The 18,353-nt window shown below is 38.2% G+C and carries 14 protein-coding genes, 1 tRNA gene and 1 other RNA gene; 6 read left to right on the top strand and 10 right to left on the bottom strand.

The annotated features are described in order from the left end of the window. Positions 1 to 8: 8 nt before the first annotated feature. The gene (locus VH441_RS03255; protein ID WP_434354054.1) at positions 9 to 1,115 is read right to left on the bottom strand and encodes a 2Fe-2S iron-sulfur cluster-binding protein; all 1,107 of its coding nucleotides are present in this window, start codon (positions 1,113 to 1,115) and stop codon (positions 9 to 11) included. A 176-nt stretch (positions 1,116 to 1,291) separates the two neighbouring features. After that, positions 1,292 to 2,956, bottom strand: coding sequence for a hydroxylamine reductase (gene hcp, locus VH441_RS03250; RefSeq protein ID WP_434354053.1), 1,665 nt, complete (start codon positions 2,954 to 2,956; stop codon positions 1,292 to 1,294). Positions 2,957 to 3,135: 179 nt separating this feature from the next. Here hcp and VH441_RS03245 point away from each other — a divergent pair, with 179 nt between their 5' ends. The 3 genes from VH441_RS03245 to VH441_RS03235 all read left to right on the top strand — a co-directional run bounded on the left by VH441_RS03245 (position 3,136) and on the right by VH441_RS03235 (position 4,573). Continuing rightward, the gene (locus tag VH441_RS03245; RefSeq protein ID WP_434354052.1) at positions 3,136 to 3,870 is read left to right on the top strand and encodes a Crp/Fnr family transcriptional regulator; all 735 of its coding nucleotides are present in this window, start codon (positions 3,136 to 3,138) and stop codon (positions 3,868 to 3,870) included. Positions 3,871 to 4,046: 176 nt separating this feature from the next. Continuing rightward, positions 4,047 to 4,122, top strand: a tRNA-Asn gene (locus VH441_RS03240). Between the two features lie 145 nt (positions 4,123 to 4,267). Further along, positions 4,268 to 4,573: a CopG family transcriptional regulator gene (locus tag VH441_RS03235; RefSeq protein ID WP_434354051.1), complete on the top strand. Its 306-nt coding sequence runs from the start codon at positions 4,268 to 4,270 to the stop codon at positions 4,571 to 4,573. Positions 4,574 to 4,724: 151 nt separating this feature from the next. On the opposite strand, the gene ruvC is transcribed toward VH441_RS03235, so the two are convergent. Continuing rightward, positions 4,725 to 5,315 (bottom strand): crossover junction endodeoxyribonuclease RuvC, encoded by a 591-nt coding sequence (gene ruvC / locus VH441_RS03230; RefSeq protein WP_434354050.1) that lies wholly within the window; start codon positions 5,313 to 5,315, stop codon positions 4,725 to 4,727. A gap of 125 nt (positions 5,316 to 5,440) precedes the next feature. Here ruvC and VH441_RS03225 point away from each other — a divergent pair, with 125 nt between their 5' ends. Then, positions 5,441 to 6,070: an FxsA family protein gene (locus VH441_RS03225; RefSeq protein WP_434354049.1), complete on the top strand. Its 630-nt coding sequence runs from the start codon at positions 5,441 to 5,443 to the stop codon at positions 6,068 to 6,070. A 143-nt stretch (positions 6,071 to 6,213) separates the two neighbouring features. Here the strand turns inward: VH441_RS03225 and ssrS are convergent. Beyond that, positions 6,214 to 6,409, bottom strand: a non-coding RNA gene (gene ssrS / locus VH441_RS03220) — 6S RNA. Positions 6,410 to 6,565: 156 nt separating this feature from the next. On the opposite strand from ssrS, the gene gpmI reads away from it, so the two are divergent. Both gpmI and VH441_RS03210 read left to right on the top strand, forming a co-directional pair. After that, the gene (gene gpmI, locus VH441_RS03215; RefSeq protein ID WP_434354348.1) at positions 6,566 to 8,143 is read left to right on the top strand and encodes a 2,3-bisphosphoglycerate-independent phosphoglycerate mutase; all 1,578 of its coding nucleotides are present in this window, start codon (positions 6,566 to 6,568) and stop codon (positions 8,141 to 8,143) included. A 24-nt stretch (positions 8,144 to 8,167) separates the two neighbouring features. After that, complete coding sequence (locus VH441_RS03210; protein WP_434354048.1) at positions 8,168 to 9,424, top strand: S41 family peptidase; 1,257 nt, start codon at positions 8,168 to 8,170, stop codon at positions 9,422 to 9,424. Positions 9,425 to 9,450: 26 nt separating this feature from the next. Here VH441_RS03210 and yfaE read toward each other — a convergent pair whose 3' ends face one another. The 6 genes from yfaE to VH441_RS03180 all read right to left on the bottom strand — a co-directional run bounded on the left by yfaE (position 9,451) and on the right by VH441_RS03180 (position 18,340). Further along, complete coding sequence (gene yfaE / locus VH441_RS03205) at positions 9,451 to 9,702, bottom strand: class I ribonucleotide reductase maintenance protein YfaE (RefSeq protein ID WP_434354047.1); 252 nt, start codon at positions 9,700 to 9,702, stop codon at positions 9,451 to 9,453. Positions 9,703 to 9,796: 94 nt separating this feature from the next. Next, positions 9,797 to 10,930 (bottom strand): class Ia ribonucleoside-diphosphate reductase subunit beta, encoded by a 1,134-nt coding sequence (gene nrdB, locus VH441_RS03200; RefSeq protein ID WP_434354046.1) that lies wholly within the window; start codon positions 10,928 to 10,930, stop codon positions 9,797 to 9,799. Positions 10,931 to 11,057: 127 nt separating this feature from the next. Next, positions 11,058 to 13,334 (bottom strand): class 1a ribonucleoside-diphosphate reductase subunit alpha, encoded by a 2,277-nt coding sequence (nrdA, locus tag VH441_RS03195; RefSeq protein ID WP_434354045.1) that lies wholly within the window; start codon positions 13,332 to 13,334, stop codon positions 11,058 to 11,060. A gap of 381 nt (positions 13,335 to 13,715) precedes the next feature. Then, positions 13,716 to 14,003 carry a YbeD family protein gene (locus VH441_RS03190; protein ID WP_434354347.1) on the bottom strand — a complete coding sequence of 96 codons (288 nt, stop codon included), beginning with the start codon at positions 14,001 to 14,003 and terminating at the stop codon, positions 13,716 to 13,718. A 141-nt stretch (positions 14,004 to 14,144) separates the two neighbouring features. Next, entirely contained in the window at positions 14,145 to 15,989 is a 1,845-nt protein-coding gene (gene rpoD / locus VH441_RS03185) for an RNA polymerase sigma factor RpoD (RefSeq protein ID WP_434354044.1), read from the bottom strand. A 215-nt stretch (positions 15,990 to 16,204) separates the two neighbouring features. Then, complete coding sequence (locus tag VH441_RS03180) at positions 16,205 to 18,340, bottom strand: DNA primase (protein WP_434354043.1); 2,136 nt, start codon at positions 18,338 to 18,340, stop codon at positions 16,205 to 16,207. Between the last annotated feature and the right edge of the window lie 13 nt (positions 18,341 to 18,353).

Below are 18,353 nucleotides of genomic sequence, written 5' to 3'. Positions count from 1 at the left end.
GTCATCGGTTATTTTAAGACGTCACACCTTGCTGCACCGGTTGGTTGCTCATTAGCAAGGTAACGTTCATAAATTAATGCATCTTGTTCTATGCCATGTTTTTTAGCAGTGTTTGCCACAGCGTCAATTAAGTTGGGTGAACCGCAAATATAGATATCGGGTGTTGTGTCTTCTAGTTGCATGGCTGCATCAAAAGCATTAACAACCGACCCTGTATAATGGTTTTTATCCTCTGACCAAGCGTTGTTGGCTTGAGTGACGCAAATTTGATAGTCTAGCTGTGGGTATTCTTTGGCTAAATTGGCAATTTCTTGCTCAAAAAACACATCTTGCTCTGCCCAAACGCCAAAAAATAATTTGACGGGTTGTGGTTCTTGCCACTCTGCCATACGTCTTAACATTGACATTACTGAAGCGAGTCCACAACCACCCGCAATAAAGTAGCGTGGGCGTAACCCATTGTCATGCAGCATAAAAGTACCCATTGCGCCATCTAGCTTAATTTTGATGCCTGCTTCTGCTTTTTGATGTAAAAAGCCAGAAAATTTGCCTTGTTCACGCAATTTAATAATAAATTCAAGACTGCCATCCCAGTTAGGGGCATTTGCAATGGAGTAGGCGCGTTTGATGTCTTCTATGTTGTGAGGCGTCTCATCATCAGGGATGTGTAACTCCATAAACTGTCCTGGCTCAAAGTCTAAAATCAAGTTGTCATCTTCATCTGGTAGTAGTTGTAGGTCGAGCTTGACGGTATCTTTTGTTAAATAAGTCTTAGAAATGATTTCTGCCTCACGTTGCGGTTTTTTCTCAAACTGTACTGCACTGTGGGCATAAGGTAAATTAATGGTTAAATCTTGTTTTGGATGCGTGCAACACAATAATACTTGTCCTTGTTCACGTTCTGCACTTGGTAGGGCATCTTTACTATAATTGGTATGGGTAATATCGCCTGATGTTAACTTACCAATACAAGCCCCGCAAGCACCTGAATGACATTGGGCAACAAGGTAAATGTCTTCTTCTTGAGCGGCGGTGATTACATCTTTGTCTTCATCGCAATCAAAAGATAAAGTTTGACCATCTGTTGTGGTTAATTTAATTTGATAAGCAGTCACTTTGATTCTCCGATTATACTGTTTTTAGGTTAAAGACTGTATTAAATGACGGCATGGTAATTTGAGCATAAACTAAAATTTTGTCGTAAAAATACCTTACTTAAAAAACTAAAGCATAAAAGCCAGCAACAGTATGAGTGCTATTGCCAGCTTTAAGTTCATGCTAAAACAAGCCTTTAAGCGGCATTTCCTAGTGCTTTTGCTAGGTCTTCATCTGCAGTACCGTTTGTACGGATATCAAACTTATCAGATAATATTGCCAATAGATTTGGCGTGAGGTAAGCGGGTAACGTTGGGCCTAAGTGGATACCTTTTACACCTGCTGCCAGTAATGCTAATAACACGGCAGTGGCTTTTTGTTCAAACCAAGACACCATCAATGATAATGGTAAATCATTAACATCACATTCAAAAGCTTCTGCCAAGGCAACTGCAATTTTAATCGCTGAATACGCATCATTACATTGCCCAACGTCCAGCAGGCGAGGAATGCCACCAATGTCACCAAAGTCTGTTTTATTAAAGCGGAATTTGTTACATCCCAGTGTTAGCATGACGGTATCATCTGGCGTTTTTTCTGCCAATTCGGTGTAGTAGTTACGTCCAGATTTTGCACCATCACAACCGCCAATCACAAAGAAGTGTTTGATATCACCTGATTTAACCGCATCAATGACAGTATCTGCAATATTAAGGACGGTGTTGTGACCAAAACCAATGGTGATTTTTTTCTCTTCTGCCGTGGTTTTAAAGCCAGGCAAGGCTTTAGCTGCTTGAATAAGTGGTGCGTAGTTGTTGTTTTCGATATGACGTACGCCAGGCCAACCGACAGGACCTGTGGTAAAAATACGTTGTCGATAGCTTTTTGCTGGCTCAATAATGCAATTTGACGTTAGCACGATTGGACCAGGGAATGCGGCAAATTCTTGTTGTTGATCTTGCCAAGCACCACCATAGTTGCCAACTAAATGAGGGTATTCTTTTAGTTTAGGATATGCATGGGCAGGCAGCATTTCACCGTGGGTATAAACATTAACACCTAAATCTTTCGTTTTTTCTAAAATTTGATGTAAGTCATGCAAATCATGTCCACTTACCAGTAAACATTTACCTTCTACCGGGGCAATATTCACCTGAGTGATTTCTTGGTTACCAAACACACCGTTGTTAGCTCTATCTAAAATATCCATCACTTTCAGGTTTAGGTTACCTGTCGCTAGGGCTTCAGCTAGTAGTTCTTCAATATCTGTTGGTGCACTGGCAAGGTAAGCTAAAATACGTTCCACCTCTGCATCTATTTCATCATCATAATAGCCAAGCATACGTGCATGATGGGCATAAGCACAAACGCCCTTCATACCGTATAAAATCAACATGCGTAAGCCGTTGATGTCTTCTCCAACTGTTTTGTGGTCTTTATTAACAATGGCAACAGGTTGTTGTTCTAAAATGCTATCCATGTCTGTAGCTGGGTTAAATGCAGCGGCACCTTGTGGTGTTTTAATATCCAGTCCTTTTTCTTTGGCAGCCGCCTCATATTCAGATTTAATAGCGTCACGGATTTGTGCTGCTTGTTCTACCATTTGTACAAAGCGCGTAGCAGTAAAGTTGACATTGGTTAATGTAGTAAAAAAGCCAAACTGGATAAAATCATCGACCGCTTTATTTTTAATACCAACACTACGTGCCAGTTGTGCATATTGAGCAATGCCTTTAATTTGATAAATTAAAATATCTTGCAGGTCTGAGGTTTCAGTGGTTTTACCACAGGTGCCGACATCGGTCATGCAACCATCACCGTTATCTGTATGCTGAGTTTGTTCACATTGATAACAAAACATATCTTACTCCTTTATCTTTTTAACATTTACTTTAGTGGTTTGTTATAGTAGGCTGGCTAGGTCAACTAGCTGGCTTTACTGTTAATTAATTTACCCTGTCAGTAATCGTATTGCCTTGACCTAGGTCAATTTTTAACAAATAAATTGTCACAAACCACCTTTTGGCAAAGGAAAGCCCCATGTCACATGTGCTAAATAGCAAAAATCAAAAAAAAGCAGTTCAGCCTTCAAAAAATACACAAAGTATCGAATCTTTGTTAGCAAATGCGGCTATCTTTGCATCGCTGAATGAAGAAGACTTAAAACCAATTGCGCAAGTGTGTAAACAAATGACGCACAAAGCTGGCAGTGCGCTATTTTCGCAAGGGGAGCCCGCCCGCCATTTTTTTTATATATTAAGTGGTAGTGTGCGTTTGTATCGACTGACTGCCGAGGGCAAAGAAAAAGTGATCGAGATTATCCAAAAAGGGGAAACCTTTGCTGAAGCGGTTGCCTTGGTTGATAAGTTTTATCCTGTGCATGCCGAAACCATTGATGATACCGAGATGATTTGGGTGCCTGCAAGTGTTCTTAGAGAGTTGATTGAAGCAGATGTGTCTATCGCATTAAAGATGTTGTCTAGTTTGAGCATCCGTTTGCATAAATTTGTTAATGATATTCATGCGTTGAGCATGTCAAATGCAGAACAAAAAGTTGCCAGTTATTTTTTAGCCTTTTTAGATGAGTCTATCACCAACCAACATATTGAGTTGCCTTCCAAAAAATCGATTGTGGCATCGCGTTTAGGGTTACAACCAGAAACTTTTTCACGCGTATTACGTAAAATGAAGTCTCATGGTATCTTAGAAGAAGATGACCATGGTTTTGTGATTTTACAACCGAATAAATTAAAAGATATTTGGCAGGTACTGTAATTTTTAGTTTAAAACCATAAAAATGACTTATAAATTATGATGTAATGATAAGGGTATTTTCTGTATTAGGTTAGGTTAAATAATAAAGTGATAAAAAAATAAAAAAATGCTTGACGAAAATCGATACTTTGATAGAATACCCAGCACTTAAGGCGAACACCTTAATAAAAGCTTATTCCCCAATAGCTCAGTTGGTAGAGCATCGGACTGTTAATCCGTGTGTCCCTGGTTCGAGCCCAGGTTGGGGAGCCATATATCAAAACCCTTATGCAATATGCATGAGGGTTTTTTTATGCAATAAATTTTAAAACTTGGGTTTAATAATTGGTTTTAATAATTTAATATATTTTGCTATCATGGGTATAAGCAATTTATCAAGCATAAGGTTTTGCATATTATGATTCCCGTTCGTGTAAGAAATAAGTTTTATAAAACCCCTCAAAAAATTATGCGTCCTGTACATTTTAAGCTGTCAGAAGAAATGATAGCGCTTCTGACAGAAACAGCACATGAGCATGGCTTTAATAAAATTCAGGGATTAATGCGTTTGTATATTCGGGAAGGATTAGATCGTGATAACGACAAGTATCGCATTGAACATGATGAAGTTTTTTTGCAGCAATTGCGTGATAAGGGCGTTAGTGAAAGCATTATTGAGCAAGCAATTATTGATGCCAACAATGTTTGTAGAAATCAGAACTAGTACAATATCATAAACGTAATATCTATAAATGTGCGGTTAGCTTATAAATAGGCGGTTAGTTATTTGGCTGTGTTAAAGAGTCAAGGCATTAACAGATACATTACTTATTTTATTTAATGTGGATTCTCTTTAAAATTTAATAGATAAAACGCTATTTCATTTTGCTTAAATCTTCTTCACTTAGTCGCCACCTGCCTTTTTTCTTGCTAGTACTACGTCCACTGCCACGGATAGCCGAAGAAGCCAATAATTTGCTCATTGAATGGCTGGAGTGTGCATGACAAATAGCACATGCTAACCCGTCTGCCGCATCAGATTGTGGCATGACCTCTAACTTTAAAATCCGACAAACCATTTCTTGTACTTGTTCTTTATCTGCTGCACCATAGCCACATACGGCTTGTTTAATTTGTCTGGCAGTATATTCAGAGACCTCGATATCTTGTGCAACTAAACCGGCAATCGCAGCCCCACGAGCTTGCCCTAGCTTTAAGGCAGAGTCAGGGTTTTGCGCCATAAACACTTGTTCAATGGCAGCAAATATAGGCTCGTTATGATATTTTTGATAGTGTTTTGTGATGCGTGTTACACCCAAAAAGATACGTTTTAATCGCTCTGGCATTTCTTTGCTTTCGGTGCGGATTGTGCCGGCATCTAAAAAAGTGAGCTTATCACCTGTTTGTTGGATAATGCCATAACCTGTCATACGTGAACCAGGGTCAATTCCAATGATAATTGCCATAAAATAACCAACAACACAATTTTAGTAAAATTTAAAAATAGATTTGATAGTATAACAATCAATCCCCATATACTTAAATAGTTAAGTTATTAATTTTTGTTTTGATCTTATAGTAGGATAAAGAAATGGGTCCTTTTGTTGGTTTAGCATTAGTTTGGTTTATTCTTGAAATGCTATTGTGGTATTTAGTCGCACAATTTGTGAGCGGCTGGTATGTATTCTTTTGGTTTATTGTTGCATCGATCATCGGTTTAAGTTTATTGCGTAAAGGCTTGGGGGTATTAAACCCAATGGCACAGCAAATGAAAAATGGCGGTATGATGAACGCATCTTTCAGATCTGGCTCTGCTCAAGAGTCAAACATGATAAAAAGTGTGGCGATAGCATTTGCAGGTTTTTTACTATTAATACCAGGTTTGTTGAGTGATGTCTTGGCGTTGCTTGTTTTATTGCCACCTGTGCAAAAACTGCTTAAAAATAAAGCCAATGATTATGTCATGAAAAATCAACAAAAAATGATGGATATGATGATGAAGCAGATGGGTGGTCAAATGGGAACACAAAATCCATTTGATACTAACGGACAAAATCCATTTGGCGACGCTTTTGGTGGTAAGTTTGATGATAAGTCATCAAGTCCGTTTGGTAGTAATAGCCCATTTGGCAACAATCCATTTGGTGCAAAAACGGTAGATGGTAGTGCAAAAACAGTCAATAAAGATGCAAAAAAGTTGACGTCTGCTAACGATGATTAACGCCTTTATTTACGATTGTTTTTATTAAAAGTGGTAAAGTCGAAATAGTTTAATTAACTGTATTTTTAAAAATAAAAAAGCCTCATGCAAGTTAGCGTGAGGCTTTATTGTTTTGTGCCTAAAACAGTCTTAAGCTTAATATAAAGAGATCCAAAGTGCCGCTGTATGGTGGGAACCCATGAACCGTAAAGTTCAGGGCGGATGCATCAATGCTTTTACAGGTTTCCTGATACATTGCACGCAATGCAGGCGTACGCAACAAAGCAAAAGGTAATACATCCTAAAATGTTGATATCGGCTCAGGGAATAAACACCTACTGGCTAACACCTCAGAATAGTTTTATATTAACCAATTTATACTCTCTTAGCAAGAAACTTATTTATGGTTTGCGTGTTATATTGTTTATATCTGTTATCAAGTCATTAAAAACAAGTAGATTTATGATAAAATAAGAACCGATTTCATTTAATTTGCCTTTTTTTCGAGTTTTTATGATGACGACCAACAAAAAAACACCCCACTTGTTAATGATTTTAGATGGTTTTGGCACTCGCCAAGATGCCCCAGATAATGCGATAACAATTGCCAATACCCCAAATTTAGATGCCATTAAGCAAAATTATCCTAATGGACTTATTTCTGCATCTAGTGAAGATGTGGGCTTACCAGAAGGGCAGTTTGGTAACTCAGAAGTAGGGCATATGAACATTGGTGCTGGGCGTGTTTTATTTCAAGATTCTACCAGAATTTCTATAGAAATCCGTAATCAAGATTTTTTTGAAAATGAGGTGTTAGTTAACGCGGTTCAGGCTGCTAAACAAAAAGAAGCCAGTGTGCATATCCTTGGGTTATTATCAGACGGGGGTGTACATGCGCATCAAGATCATATTGAGGCGATGTGCTTAAGCGCAGCAAAACAAGGTGCTAAAAAAATATATGTGCATTGTTTTTTAGATGGTAGAGATACACCGCCAAAATCGGCAGAAAAATATTTAGCAAAATTAATGGATTGTGTTGAGACGCTAAATGAAAAATATGCTAGCCATGTTCAAATTGCTTCGATGTGTGGTCGTTATTTTGCAATGGATAGAGATAACCGTTGGGAGCGTGTACAACAAGCTTATGAGCTGATTGTTAATGGCAGAGCAGATCGTTCTTTTAGTAACCCTATCGATGCGTTAAATGCTGCGTATAATGTAGATGAAACCGATGAGTTTGTTAGCCCAACAAGCATTACTAATGAAAATGAAGCCGCAGTAAAAGTGCAAGATGGTGACGCCATCATCTTTATGAACTTTAGATCTGATAGAGCAAGAGAGCTATCACAAGCATTTGTTTATAACGATTTTGATGGATTTGACAGAGAAGAACAAGTTGATTTATCAGCCTTTGTTATGATGACAAAATATTCTGATGATCTTAATGACGTTGCGTTAACGACGGTGGCTTATAAACCAACCGAGCTGATTAACACCATGGGAGAGTATCTACAAAATAATAATAAAACTCAACTGCGTATTGCAGAAACCGAAAAATATGCTCATGTGACCTTCTTTTTTAGTGGCGGACGAGAAGAAGAGTACCAAGGTGAAACTCGAATTTTAGTGCCTTCTCCAGATGTTAAAACTTATGACCTAAAACCAGAAATGAGTGCTTATGAAGTAGCAGAAAAGCTAAAAGTGGCCATTGAATCTGGCGAGTTTGATTTTTTAGTTGTTAACTTTGCTAATGGTGATATGGTCGGGCATACGGGTGTTTTTGAAGCAGCGGTTAAAGCAGTAGAAACTTTAGATGATTGCATTGGTATCATTCATGAAGCTATTAAAAATGCTAGTGGTCACATGATAATTACCGCTGACCATGGTAATTGCGAACAAATGTTAGACCTAGAAAGTGGGCAAGTGCATACTCAGCACACTACGCAACCCGTCCCATGTATTTATGTTGGTGATAAACAAGTGATGGTGAGAGAAGGCGGTAAATTATCAGATCTTGCCCCAACATTTTTAAGTTTAATGGGTATAAAAAAACCTACCGAGATGACAGGCATCAATCTTTTAGTAGACAAATAAAATTTAGCTGGCAACTTTTAAATTATGTTATTTTTAACCGACAAAGCTTGCTCAAAAAATAAAATTAATCCGCTTAAGAGATTAGTTCTTTCTGCTATTGTGCTGTTTTCTGGTTCAAGCCATGCCATTGAAGCTGATTTAACCATACATACAAAAAATGCCGAACAGGTCACATTAAATTCTATTTCGCCAGAAACATTAAAAACCTTTGTTAGCGTTATTGACTTAGTACGTAAAGAATATTACGAGCAAGTGGATGATGAAGAGTTATTTAAAGATGCCATTGCCGGCATGCTAAAACGGCTTGACTCGCATGCTGAGTTTTTAGATGCGCGTAGCTATGATAATTTGCGTGCTTTTACAGAGGGTGAACTAGCGCAAGTTGGGTTAGATGTAGAGTATCAACTTCAGCACAATAGATGGGTTGTCGTTGATGTTGAGGATAATTCATCTGCAGATAAAGCAGACATAAACATTGGTGATTACTTACAGCAAATAGATGACATTGAGCTGAGTAATGCATTTACAAAGCATCAAGTACAGCAACTGCTAAAAGGTATTGCTGGGTCGCAAATTGATGTGATTGTATCAAAGCAAGGTCGTCAAAAACGTCGGGTGACCTTACAACGCAATGAAGTAGAACAAGCTTCGGTTAAAGTCAGTTATGTGGATAATATGGCTTTAATTAATATACCTGCCTTTGAAAGCACAACACGCCAAGAAATTTTAGATGGGCTGATGGTGCTGAATGAACCCGTTTATGGTATCGTTTTAGACGTAAGAGATAATCCGGGTGGTTTGCTAGACTCGGCAGTGGAGGTTGCAAGCTTATTTCAGGATTCAGGCACCATTGTACAAGTTGAAGATAGATACGGTATCCAGCAGGTGATTACTTCTGTCAGTGATGAGGCAAATCCAAGTATCTTAAAAGGTATTCCTGTTGTTGTGTTACAAAATAGATTTTCTGCTTCAGCGAGTGAAGTGTTAGTAAGTAGTTTGAAAAATCAAAACATCGCATTTGTTGTTGGAGAAAGAAGCTATGGCAAAGGTTCTATCCAATCGGTAATACAGCTTGATGAAAGCAATGCGGTTAAGCTGACGGTTGCGCATTATTTGCAAGCAAATGGTAAGGAAATTGATGGCGTGGGTGTTGTACCAGATATTGAGTTTGGTACTAAGGGTGTTAATGACAATAGTCAAGATTGGGAAAAAATGGCTTTATCTGTCTTAAAATCTAGGATATCAACGGGTGTTTATTTTAATCCTAATTTGACTCCTTAACCTAATTTTACTTACAAAACTGGTTGCTATAAGTCCAATTTAATTTGTCCTTTTATTTTACAGCAGCATGGCAGTATTTCATCTTCATTAATGAGAGCTAATGGCTCTTTCTCATAATCAATAGCATGATTGTTTGATATGACTCGTGTTCGACAACTACCACAATAGCCTTCTTTACACTGGTACTCGATGTCATGCCCCGTTCTTATTAGCCCTTCGAGCAAGCTTTCATCTTCATGTAAATAAAATTTTTGTTGTTTTGTAATGACCCAAGTCATATGTTTGCGTATTCCACTTTATTACTTAGACAACGAAGGCTGGATTTCCCAGCCTTATTGGTGATGTTCTTTGTCTATTTTTATTGTGTCACCATTAAAGTTCAAAATCATCAAAGTCGCTATCAGATAGGTCGGCATCAATTTGTCCAACTAGATAAGAGCTTATTTCTGTTTCTTGAGGGGCAACCTGCACATTATCAGAAGATAACCAAGTATTAATCCATGGAATAGGGTTGGATTTTGCTTCTGGGAAGATGGCAGGTAAGCCAACGGCTTCCATACGTAAGTTGGTGATATATTCTACATATTGGCATAAAATATTTTCATTCATGCCAATCATTGAGCCATCTTTAAACAAGTATCTTGCCCAATCTTTTTCTTGCTCAGCAGCGACTCTAAAAATTTCAATACATTCGTTATGGCACTGTTCGGCAATTTCTGCCATTTCTGGATCATCTTTGCCGGTGCGCATTAAATTAAGCATGTGTTGAGTGCTGGTCAGATGTAATGCTTCATCACGTGCAATTAACTTAATAATTTTTGCATTCCCTTCCATGAGTTTGCGTTCGGCAAAGGCAAAAGAGCAGGCAAAAGATACATAAAAGCGGATGGCTTCTAATACATTGATAGACATTAAGCACAAATATAATTTGCGTTTTAGTGTAGGTAAGCGGGCATCAATTTGGTTGCCATCTACTGTATGAATGCCTTCACCATATAAGCTATATACTTGTGAGCTTTGATATAAGTCATCATAATAATGGGCGATGTCTGTCGCACGTTTTAAAATTTCTTCATTTTCCATAATGTCATCAAAAACTTGCCCAGGTTTGTTGACAATGTTTCTGATGATGTGAGTATAACTGCGCGAGTGAATGGTTTCAGAAAAAGACCATGTTTCAATCCATGTTTCTAACTCGGGGATAGACACCAAAGGTAGTAACACCACATTAGGGCTACGACCTTGGATAGAGTCGAGCAGGGTTTGATATTTTAAGTTACTAATAAATATGTGCTGCTCATGCACAGACAGATTTGAGTAATCAATACGGTCACGAGAAACATCCACTTCTTCTGGTCGCCAAAAAAATGACAATTGTTTTTCAATCAGCTGCTCAAAAACGGGATGTTTTTGCTGGTCATAACGTGCGACGTTTACTGGTTGACCAAAAAACATGGGCTCAGTTAAGGGATTATTTTTAGTTTGACAAAAAATTGAGTATGTCATTATATTTTTACCTTCCAATATATAAACTTTTTATCACTTATAAAGTTTTACGTGGATATGATTTTATTTAACTGTATGGTATTTAACATAACATTAGTTATGTGAACTACCTTTCACCTAATAGGATTTATAGCTTACATGCACCGCCTTCGCAGCCATCGTCCATATCTGATTGGGCATCGTTAGCACCATCACGTGTATTGTGGTAGTACAAGGTTTTGATGCCTAGTTTATAGGCGGTTAACAAGTCTTTAAGTAGTATTTTCATCGGCACTCGTTGACCCTCAAAGCGAGTAGGGTCATAGTTAGTATTGGCGGAAATACTTTGATCGATAAATTTTTGCATGATGGCAACAAGTTTTAAGTAGCCATCATTATTAGGCATTTGCCAAAGTAACTCATACTGGTTTTTAAGTTTGGTTATTTCTGGCACGACTTGTTTTAAGATGCCATCTTTTGATGCTTTTACCGAAACCAAACCACGCGGTGGCTCAATACCATTGGTTGCATTTGCAATTTGGCTGGAGGTCTCTGATGGCATAAGCGATGATAACGTTGAATTGCGTAGTCCATGCAGTTTAATATCGCTTCTTAATGCTTCCCAATCTAAATGTAGGGGCTCATTGCAAAGACCATCTAAATCTGATTTATAAGTATCAATAGGTAAGATGCCTTGCGAATAAGTGGTTTCATTAAATGATGGGCAGGCACCTTGCTCTTGTGCCAGTTTGTTAGAAGCTTTTAGTAAATAGTACTGTAGGGCTTCAAATGTTTTATGTGTCAGTCCCAGTGCTTTTTCATCAGAATATTTTGTACCATTTTTTGCTAAGTAATAGGCATAGTTAATCACGCCAACACCAAGGGTTCGGCGATTCATACTGCCATTTTTTGCAGCAATAACAGGGTAGTCTTGGTAATCAAGTAGGGCATCTAACGCACGCACAATCAGCTCGGCAGGTTCTTCAATGTCTTTGACATCTTCTACTTTTCCAAGGTTAACTGCTGACAAAGTGCATAAAGCAATTTCACCATTTTCATCATTAATGTTGTCTAATGGTTTGGTGGGCAATGCAATTTCCATGCATAGGTTAGACTGGCGGATAGGCGCGACAGCTGGGTCAAATGGGCTATGCGTATTACAGTGGTCAACGTTTTGGATATAAATACGACCCGTGCTTGCACGTTCTTGCATCATAAGGCTAAATAGCTCAGAGGCAGACATCGTACGTTTACGAATGTTTTCATCTTGTTCATACTGTGTATATAAGCGTTCAAACTCGTCTTGATCTGCAAAAAACGCATCGTACAACCCTGGTACATCAGAAGGTGAAAATAACGTAACGTCTTGACCTTTCACTAAACGCGTATATAAAGTTTTGTTGATTTGCACACCATAGTCCATATGGCGTACACGGTTGTCTTCAACACCTCGATTGTTTTTAAGGACTAATAAAGACTCAACCTCTAAGTGCCATAATGGATAGAATAAGGTTGCTGCACCGCCTCGTACACCACCTTGAGAACAGCATTTAACGGCCGTTTGGAATAGCTTATAAAATGGAATACAGCCAGTATGCTGAGCCTCACCATTACGGATTGGGCTACCAAGTGCACGTATGCGACCAGCATTAACACCAATACCAGCACGTTGTGATACATAGCGTACAATGGCACTGGTGGTTGCGTTAATTGAGTCTAAGCTGTCATCACATTCAATCAATACACAAGAACTAAATTGGCGAGATGGGGTACGTACCCCTGCCATAATTGGCGTTGGTAATGAAATACGGAAGTTTGAGGTGGCATCATAAAAGCGTTTAACATAGTCAAGGCGTGTGGCTTTGTCGTAGTTTGCAAACAAACACATGCCAACTAATACATATAGCATTTGTGGGCTTTCAAACACTTTTTTGGTTGTCCGGTCTTGCACAAGATATTTACCAGACATTTGCTCAACAGCGGCATACGCAAGGTTCATATCACGCCAATGGTCAATATAGTTATTTAGCTCTTCAAATTCTATTGCGCTATAGTCTTCTAAAATATGTGTATCATAACGACCATCTTGAGTCAGTTTTTTGACATGATCAAGTAAATGCGGTGGCTCAAATTGACCATAAGCAATTTTACGTAAATGGAAGATTGCCAAACGTGCCGCTAGATATTGATAATCGGGTGTATTTTCAGAAATTAAATCTGCCGCAGATTTGATGATGGTCTCATGGATGTCAGAACTTTTAATACCATCATAAAATTGGATGTGTGATTTTAGCTCTACTTGAGAAACAGAAACATCATCTAAACCTTCTGCTGCCCACATGACTACTTTATGAATTTTATCTAAGTCAATCGGTTCTTTTCTACCATCTCGTTTTGTCACTAGAATATTATCAATATGTGTCATGCAGTGCTCCATCATCTAAATCTAATTTTATAAAACTATAAATCTTAACTAGCTGTATGATTTTAAGTGATTTTTTTACAAATAGCGCATATTTGCATATGCGTGCCAGTGAGATTTATATACTATATATGGGGTGTTTCTTAATATCAAAGCACAATATAGCGGATTTTTTTATTATTTACTAGCTTGATTTTTTATAAGAAGTGTGTTTTTTTAGCTTAAAAAACAGTAAGGCTTTAAGCCATGCCGATTACAGAGAAATGAAAGAAAATATTACAAAATGATGAATTTTTATGAGACATTATTAGTAAAAATTTTGTCCATAAAAAACGCTGTTATGTAGCGTCATAACAGCGTTTAAATATCACATTTATAAAAAGCTTATAACACCAAACGTACAGACTTTGCTGCATCTAACGCAGCATAAAGTGCATTTACTTGCTCTGCTTTAGTCAAATGTAGTTGGCAGCGTAACGAATAAAATCTACCGGTTTTAGACGGCTTTACTTGCAAAGTTGCTAAATCAAAGTCAGGAAACTGTTCTGACAGTATCATTTTAACTTCATTTACCAGTGCTTCATGCATCCCCTCATGCCCGATAATACTCATAGGGTAGTCCATAGGGAAGTTCCATAACTCTGGATTTTGGATGTCTGTTTTTTTACCCATGCCTGTTTTAAGTTTGGCATCTAAGGCAGATACGTTAAGAGGGTTTTTACTCATGATTGTGGCTCATAATACATAACGTTAAGGTTTATTACTAAAAAGGTGGGATATACCCACCTTGATTGATGATGTAATAAGTATGGTTTAATCATTCTCAAGGAATGAACGTAAATGTTCTGAACGAGAAGGGTGGCGTAGTTTACGTAATGCTTTTGCTTCAATTTGACGAATACGCTCACGAGTAACATCAAACTGCTTGCCAACTTCTTCTAGGGTATGATCAGTTGACATATCAATACCAAATCGCATTTTAAGTACTTTGGCTTCTCTTTCAGTTAAGTTGTCTAGCACATCTTTTGTTGCTTCTCTTAATCCTGCTGCGGTTGCATCTTCTACAGGGCTAGAGATGGTACTGTCTTCAATAAAGTCACCTAGGTGAGAGTCTTCATCATCACCGATTGGGGTTTCCATTGAAATTGGTTCTTTGGCAATTTTTAGTACTTTACGGACTTTTACTTCATCCATTTCTAGGCGTTCACCCAATTCTTCTGGTGTTGGCTCACGCCCCATTTCTTGTAGCAACTGACGAGAAACACGGTTAATTTTGTTAATGGTTTCAATCATATGCACTGGAATACGAATGGTGCGTGCTTGGTCGGCAATTGAACGAGTAATTGCTTGGCGAATCCACCAAGTGGCATAAGTAGAAAACTTATAACCACGGCGATATTCAAATTTATCAACCGCTTTCATCAAACCGATATTACCTTCTTGAATTAAATCAAGGAACTGTAAACCACGGTTGGTGTATTTTTTAGCAATTGAGATTACCAAACGCAAGTTGGCTTCTACCATTTCTTTTTTAGCACGGCGAGTTTTTGCTTCACCAATCGCAATGCGGCGAGCAACCTCTTTCATGTCGTGGATTTCCATAGCCAGGTTTTCTTCATGCTCTAGGATACGACGCTGTAACAGTACGACATCATCCACTACTTTTGCTAAATGCTCGGCAAACTCCGGTTTGCCTTCTAATCTTGTTTGCAGCCAATCAACATTGGTCTCATTGTTTGGGAAGGTTTTTCTAAATTCATTGCGTGGCATGCGTCCACGTCTTACAACCAAACGGGTGATTTGTCTTTCTAGTTTACGCACATCATTATAAGTGTCGTGCATCACATTTAAGACTTGTTCTGCCAGTCGGTTATTTAGTTTTAATAGCATAAATTCGCTTGCCATTGCATCGTAGGCAGTCTGCGTTTTTTTACTATCACGCCCGTTTTTTTCTAGACTTTTTTGGGCTTTATCATATAATTTTGTGATTTCATCGATACGACGTTGAACTTCTTCAACATCTATCCCGTTATTTTCATCTTCTTCAGTATCGTCATCTTCGGTTTCATCATCGACTTCTGTAGTTTCTTCGACGGGCGCTTCTTTTGCATTTTCTTCTTGCTCTTCTTCTACATCAAGAAAGCCAGTAATCACATCTGATAACTTTTTTTCACCGTCTAGTACATTTTGATATTCATCTAATACAAGCTGTACAGTACCTGGCCAAAATGCCATGGCATGTTGTACATCTCGTATACCTTCTTCAATGCGCTTGGCAATGGCAATTTCACCCTCACGTGTTAACAGATCAACTGTTCCCATTTCACGCATATACATACGAACAGGATCAGTTGTGCGACCTGGCTCTGTTTCTACCGAAGCAAGAACTTGAGCGGCTTCATCAGCTGCCATGTCGTCATCGCTAGAGTCATCATTTAATAAAATATCATCCGCATCTGGTGCAGATTCAAATACTTTAATGCCAACGTCTGTCAGCATTTGGATGATGTCTTCAATTTGGTCGCTTTCGGTAATAGAATCAGGTAATTGGTCATTGACTTCGGCGTAAGTCAAATAACCTTGCTCTTTACCCATCTGAATTAAGGTTGCTAATTGAGATGTGGTTTGTTGTGGTGCTGAAGATGAATTTTCGCTCATAAATAAATACCAGAAGATTGTATTCAAAAAAACAGTAGAATATTTTAACATAATTGCTGGATTATGTCGCCTTACTGTTATGTATAAAATGCATGAAAGAGACGCATTTTATTATATAGACAATAACTATATGGGGATAGTTTGGTTTTTTTAAAGACGCTAATTTAAGATTGACTTAGCAGTGTTTGTACGATCAATTATGCATTTGTATGCAATTAATTTTTATTTAAGGTTTTTGTCCATTTAAGCAGGGCTTGTCTTCTATCCATTGTAATTTTTTTAATAAGAATATTAGTATGTTGTTTTTGTTGTGCTAGCAAACACGCATCGAGCTGTCGTACAAGTAATTCGGTTAAAAAAGGTTCAACATCGTCAACTTGTCGGTTAGTTAAATCTTGATAAAAATCTGCCCAGTGGGTTGATAATATCTCATTTAAAGCATTAGAAACACAGCCCATGATGCAGTGGGCGTCCATGTCTTTTTTGTTTGTTAAACTGGCAGAAACAAGTTTAATGGCTTCAACCAGCTCAATTAAATTCGTATCGTTAAAATCTTGCCAACTTGGTAAAGGTGGTAACTCAAACCCAAGGCTATGAATACGTTTGCCATCTTTTTCTGAAGGTTTGATTTTATCAATACCTGAGCGTTGCCATATGCTTTTAATCGGGTCGGGGTTGCACTCAGTGTTTAAAAGCGTAGGCTGGTAAAGTAAACATAAGTAGATGTTTAGGTTAAGCGTTAACGTGCTTGTAAAGTTGAGCATGACATCACGGGTGACGGCATTGCTCATTTTTCTACCATTAACACGCTGATAAATATCATTATTTAATAAATATTTAAAACTGCTGCCTTTGGGTAGTTGATTGGTTAACGCGCGCACCTGGGCCATTAATTTTGCTTTACCTTCAGCAATTGACAAGTCATGCTTTAAACTTAAGTAACTAAACACATATTGAGACAAAGGGGCGGCATTGGCGATTTGTTGTTGCATCGCTTGTTTGCCATGTTCAGCTAAATAGGTGTCTGGATCATGGTTGTCTGGTAGTGTTAAAAAGCGTAAAGATTTATCATCTGTTAAAACCGGTAGGCTGACTTCTAACGTTCTCCAAGCGGCTTTTTGACCAGCAGCATCGCCATCAAATGACAAAGTTAATACAGGGTTTAAATTTAATAAGCGAGATATTTGCTGCTCGTTAACGGCGGTTCCCATAGAAGCAACGGCACCATATATACCCGCTTGGTAAAGCGCAATGACGTCCATATAGCCTTCTACAACTAACCAGTCATTTGCCCTATGTTGCCTAGACTCATAGTAGCCGTATAACACATGGTTTTTATGAAATACAGGTGAGTCTGAAGAGTTAATATATTTTGGTTTCACGTCATTGTCTAATGCACGTCCTGCAAAACCAATAACACGACCTTGATTATCTCGGATAACGAAAATGACACGGTCACGGAGTAAATCAAAATCACGACCTTTTTCGGAGGTTCTAACAAGCCCAAGTAAACGTAAGCCTTCTATATCGTTAGGGAAAGCTTCTTCAAGGTGTTGCCAGCCTCTTGGTGCATAGCCAAGTCCAAAAGTTTCTATGGTTTGGTTACTTAACCCACGTGACTCAAAATAGTGCTTAGCCATGGGGTTGTTATGCAGACAGTTGATATAAAACTGATGGATATTTTCTAATAAGTCATAAAGGTTGCCATCTTGTTCTTGACTGCTGCTATCTGCATTTTGCAGGCTTGATGGCATCTCATGATTGGGCAAATCAAGCATAAAGTCATTTGCTGCTTGATGGCTCATTTCATTATCTAAGCTATTAATATCTAGGCTATCAATGTTAGTATCATCGTCATTAAAAAAAAGCCCAGTAACATGATGCGTTTCTGTTTGTATGTGTGTTGGTGTGGTTATTGGTGCTAAGTTTTCTACCGGTGTTGTTGTAACGGGATTAGGTATGGTAGAAACCTTGCTAACTTTGTTGGATTGTGCTGTCGATGGCGTTTTTTTAGGGCGTGGTGTTGCCGTTTTTTTGTAGCTAATCTTGCTATTGTCTTCTTCTGGTATTTCGATACCAGTTTGTTTAGACAACTCTTTAACCGCTTCTATAAAGGTTAGGTTTTCGTAGTCTTTTAAAAAGCCAATGGCATTGCCACTTGCACCACAGCCAAAGCAATGATAAATGTTTTTTTGTGGGTTGACATAAAATGAGGGGGTTTTTTCGCCATGAAAAGGACAACAGCCCTTATATTCATTACCGACTTTTTTAAGCGTGGTATGCTTGCCAATAATGCTAACTAAATCAGCTTGGCTATTAATTTGGTCAATGATGTGGTTTGGTATACTCATTTTATAATTAAGC

It is taken from the genome of Psychrobacter sp. HD31 (genome assembly GCF_051097895.1).
Lineage (GTDB): Bacteria > Pseudomonadota > Gammaproteobacteria > Pseudomonadales > Moraxellaceae > Psychrobacter.
This window is presented reverse-complemented; position numbering and strand designations above follow the sequence as displayed.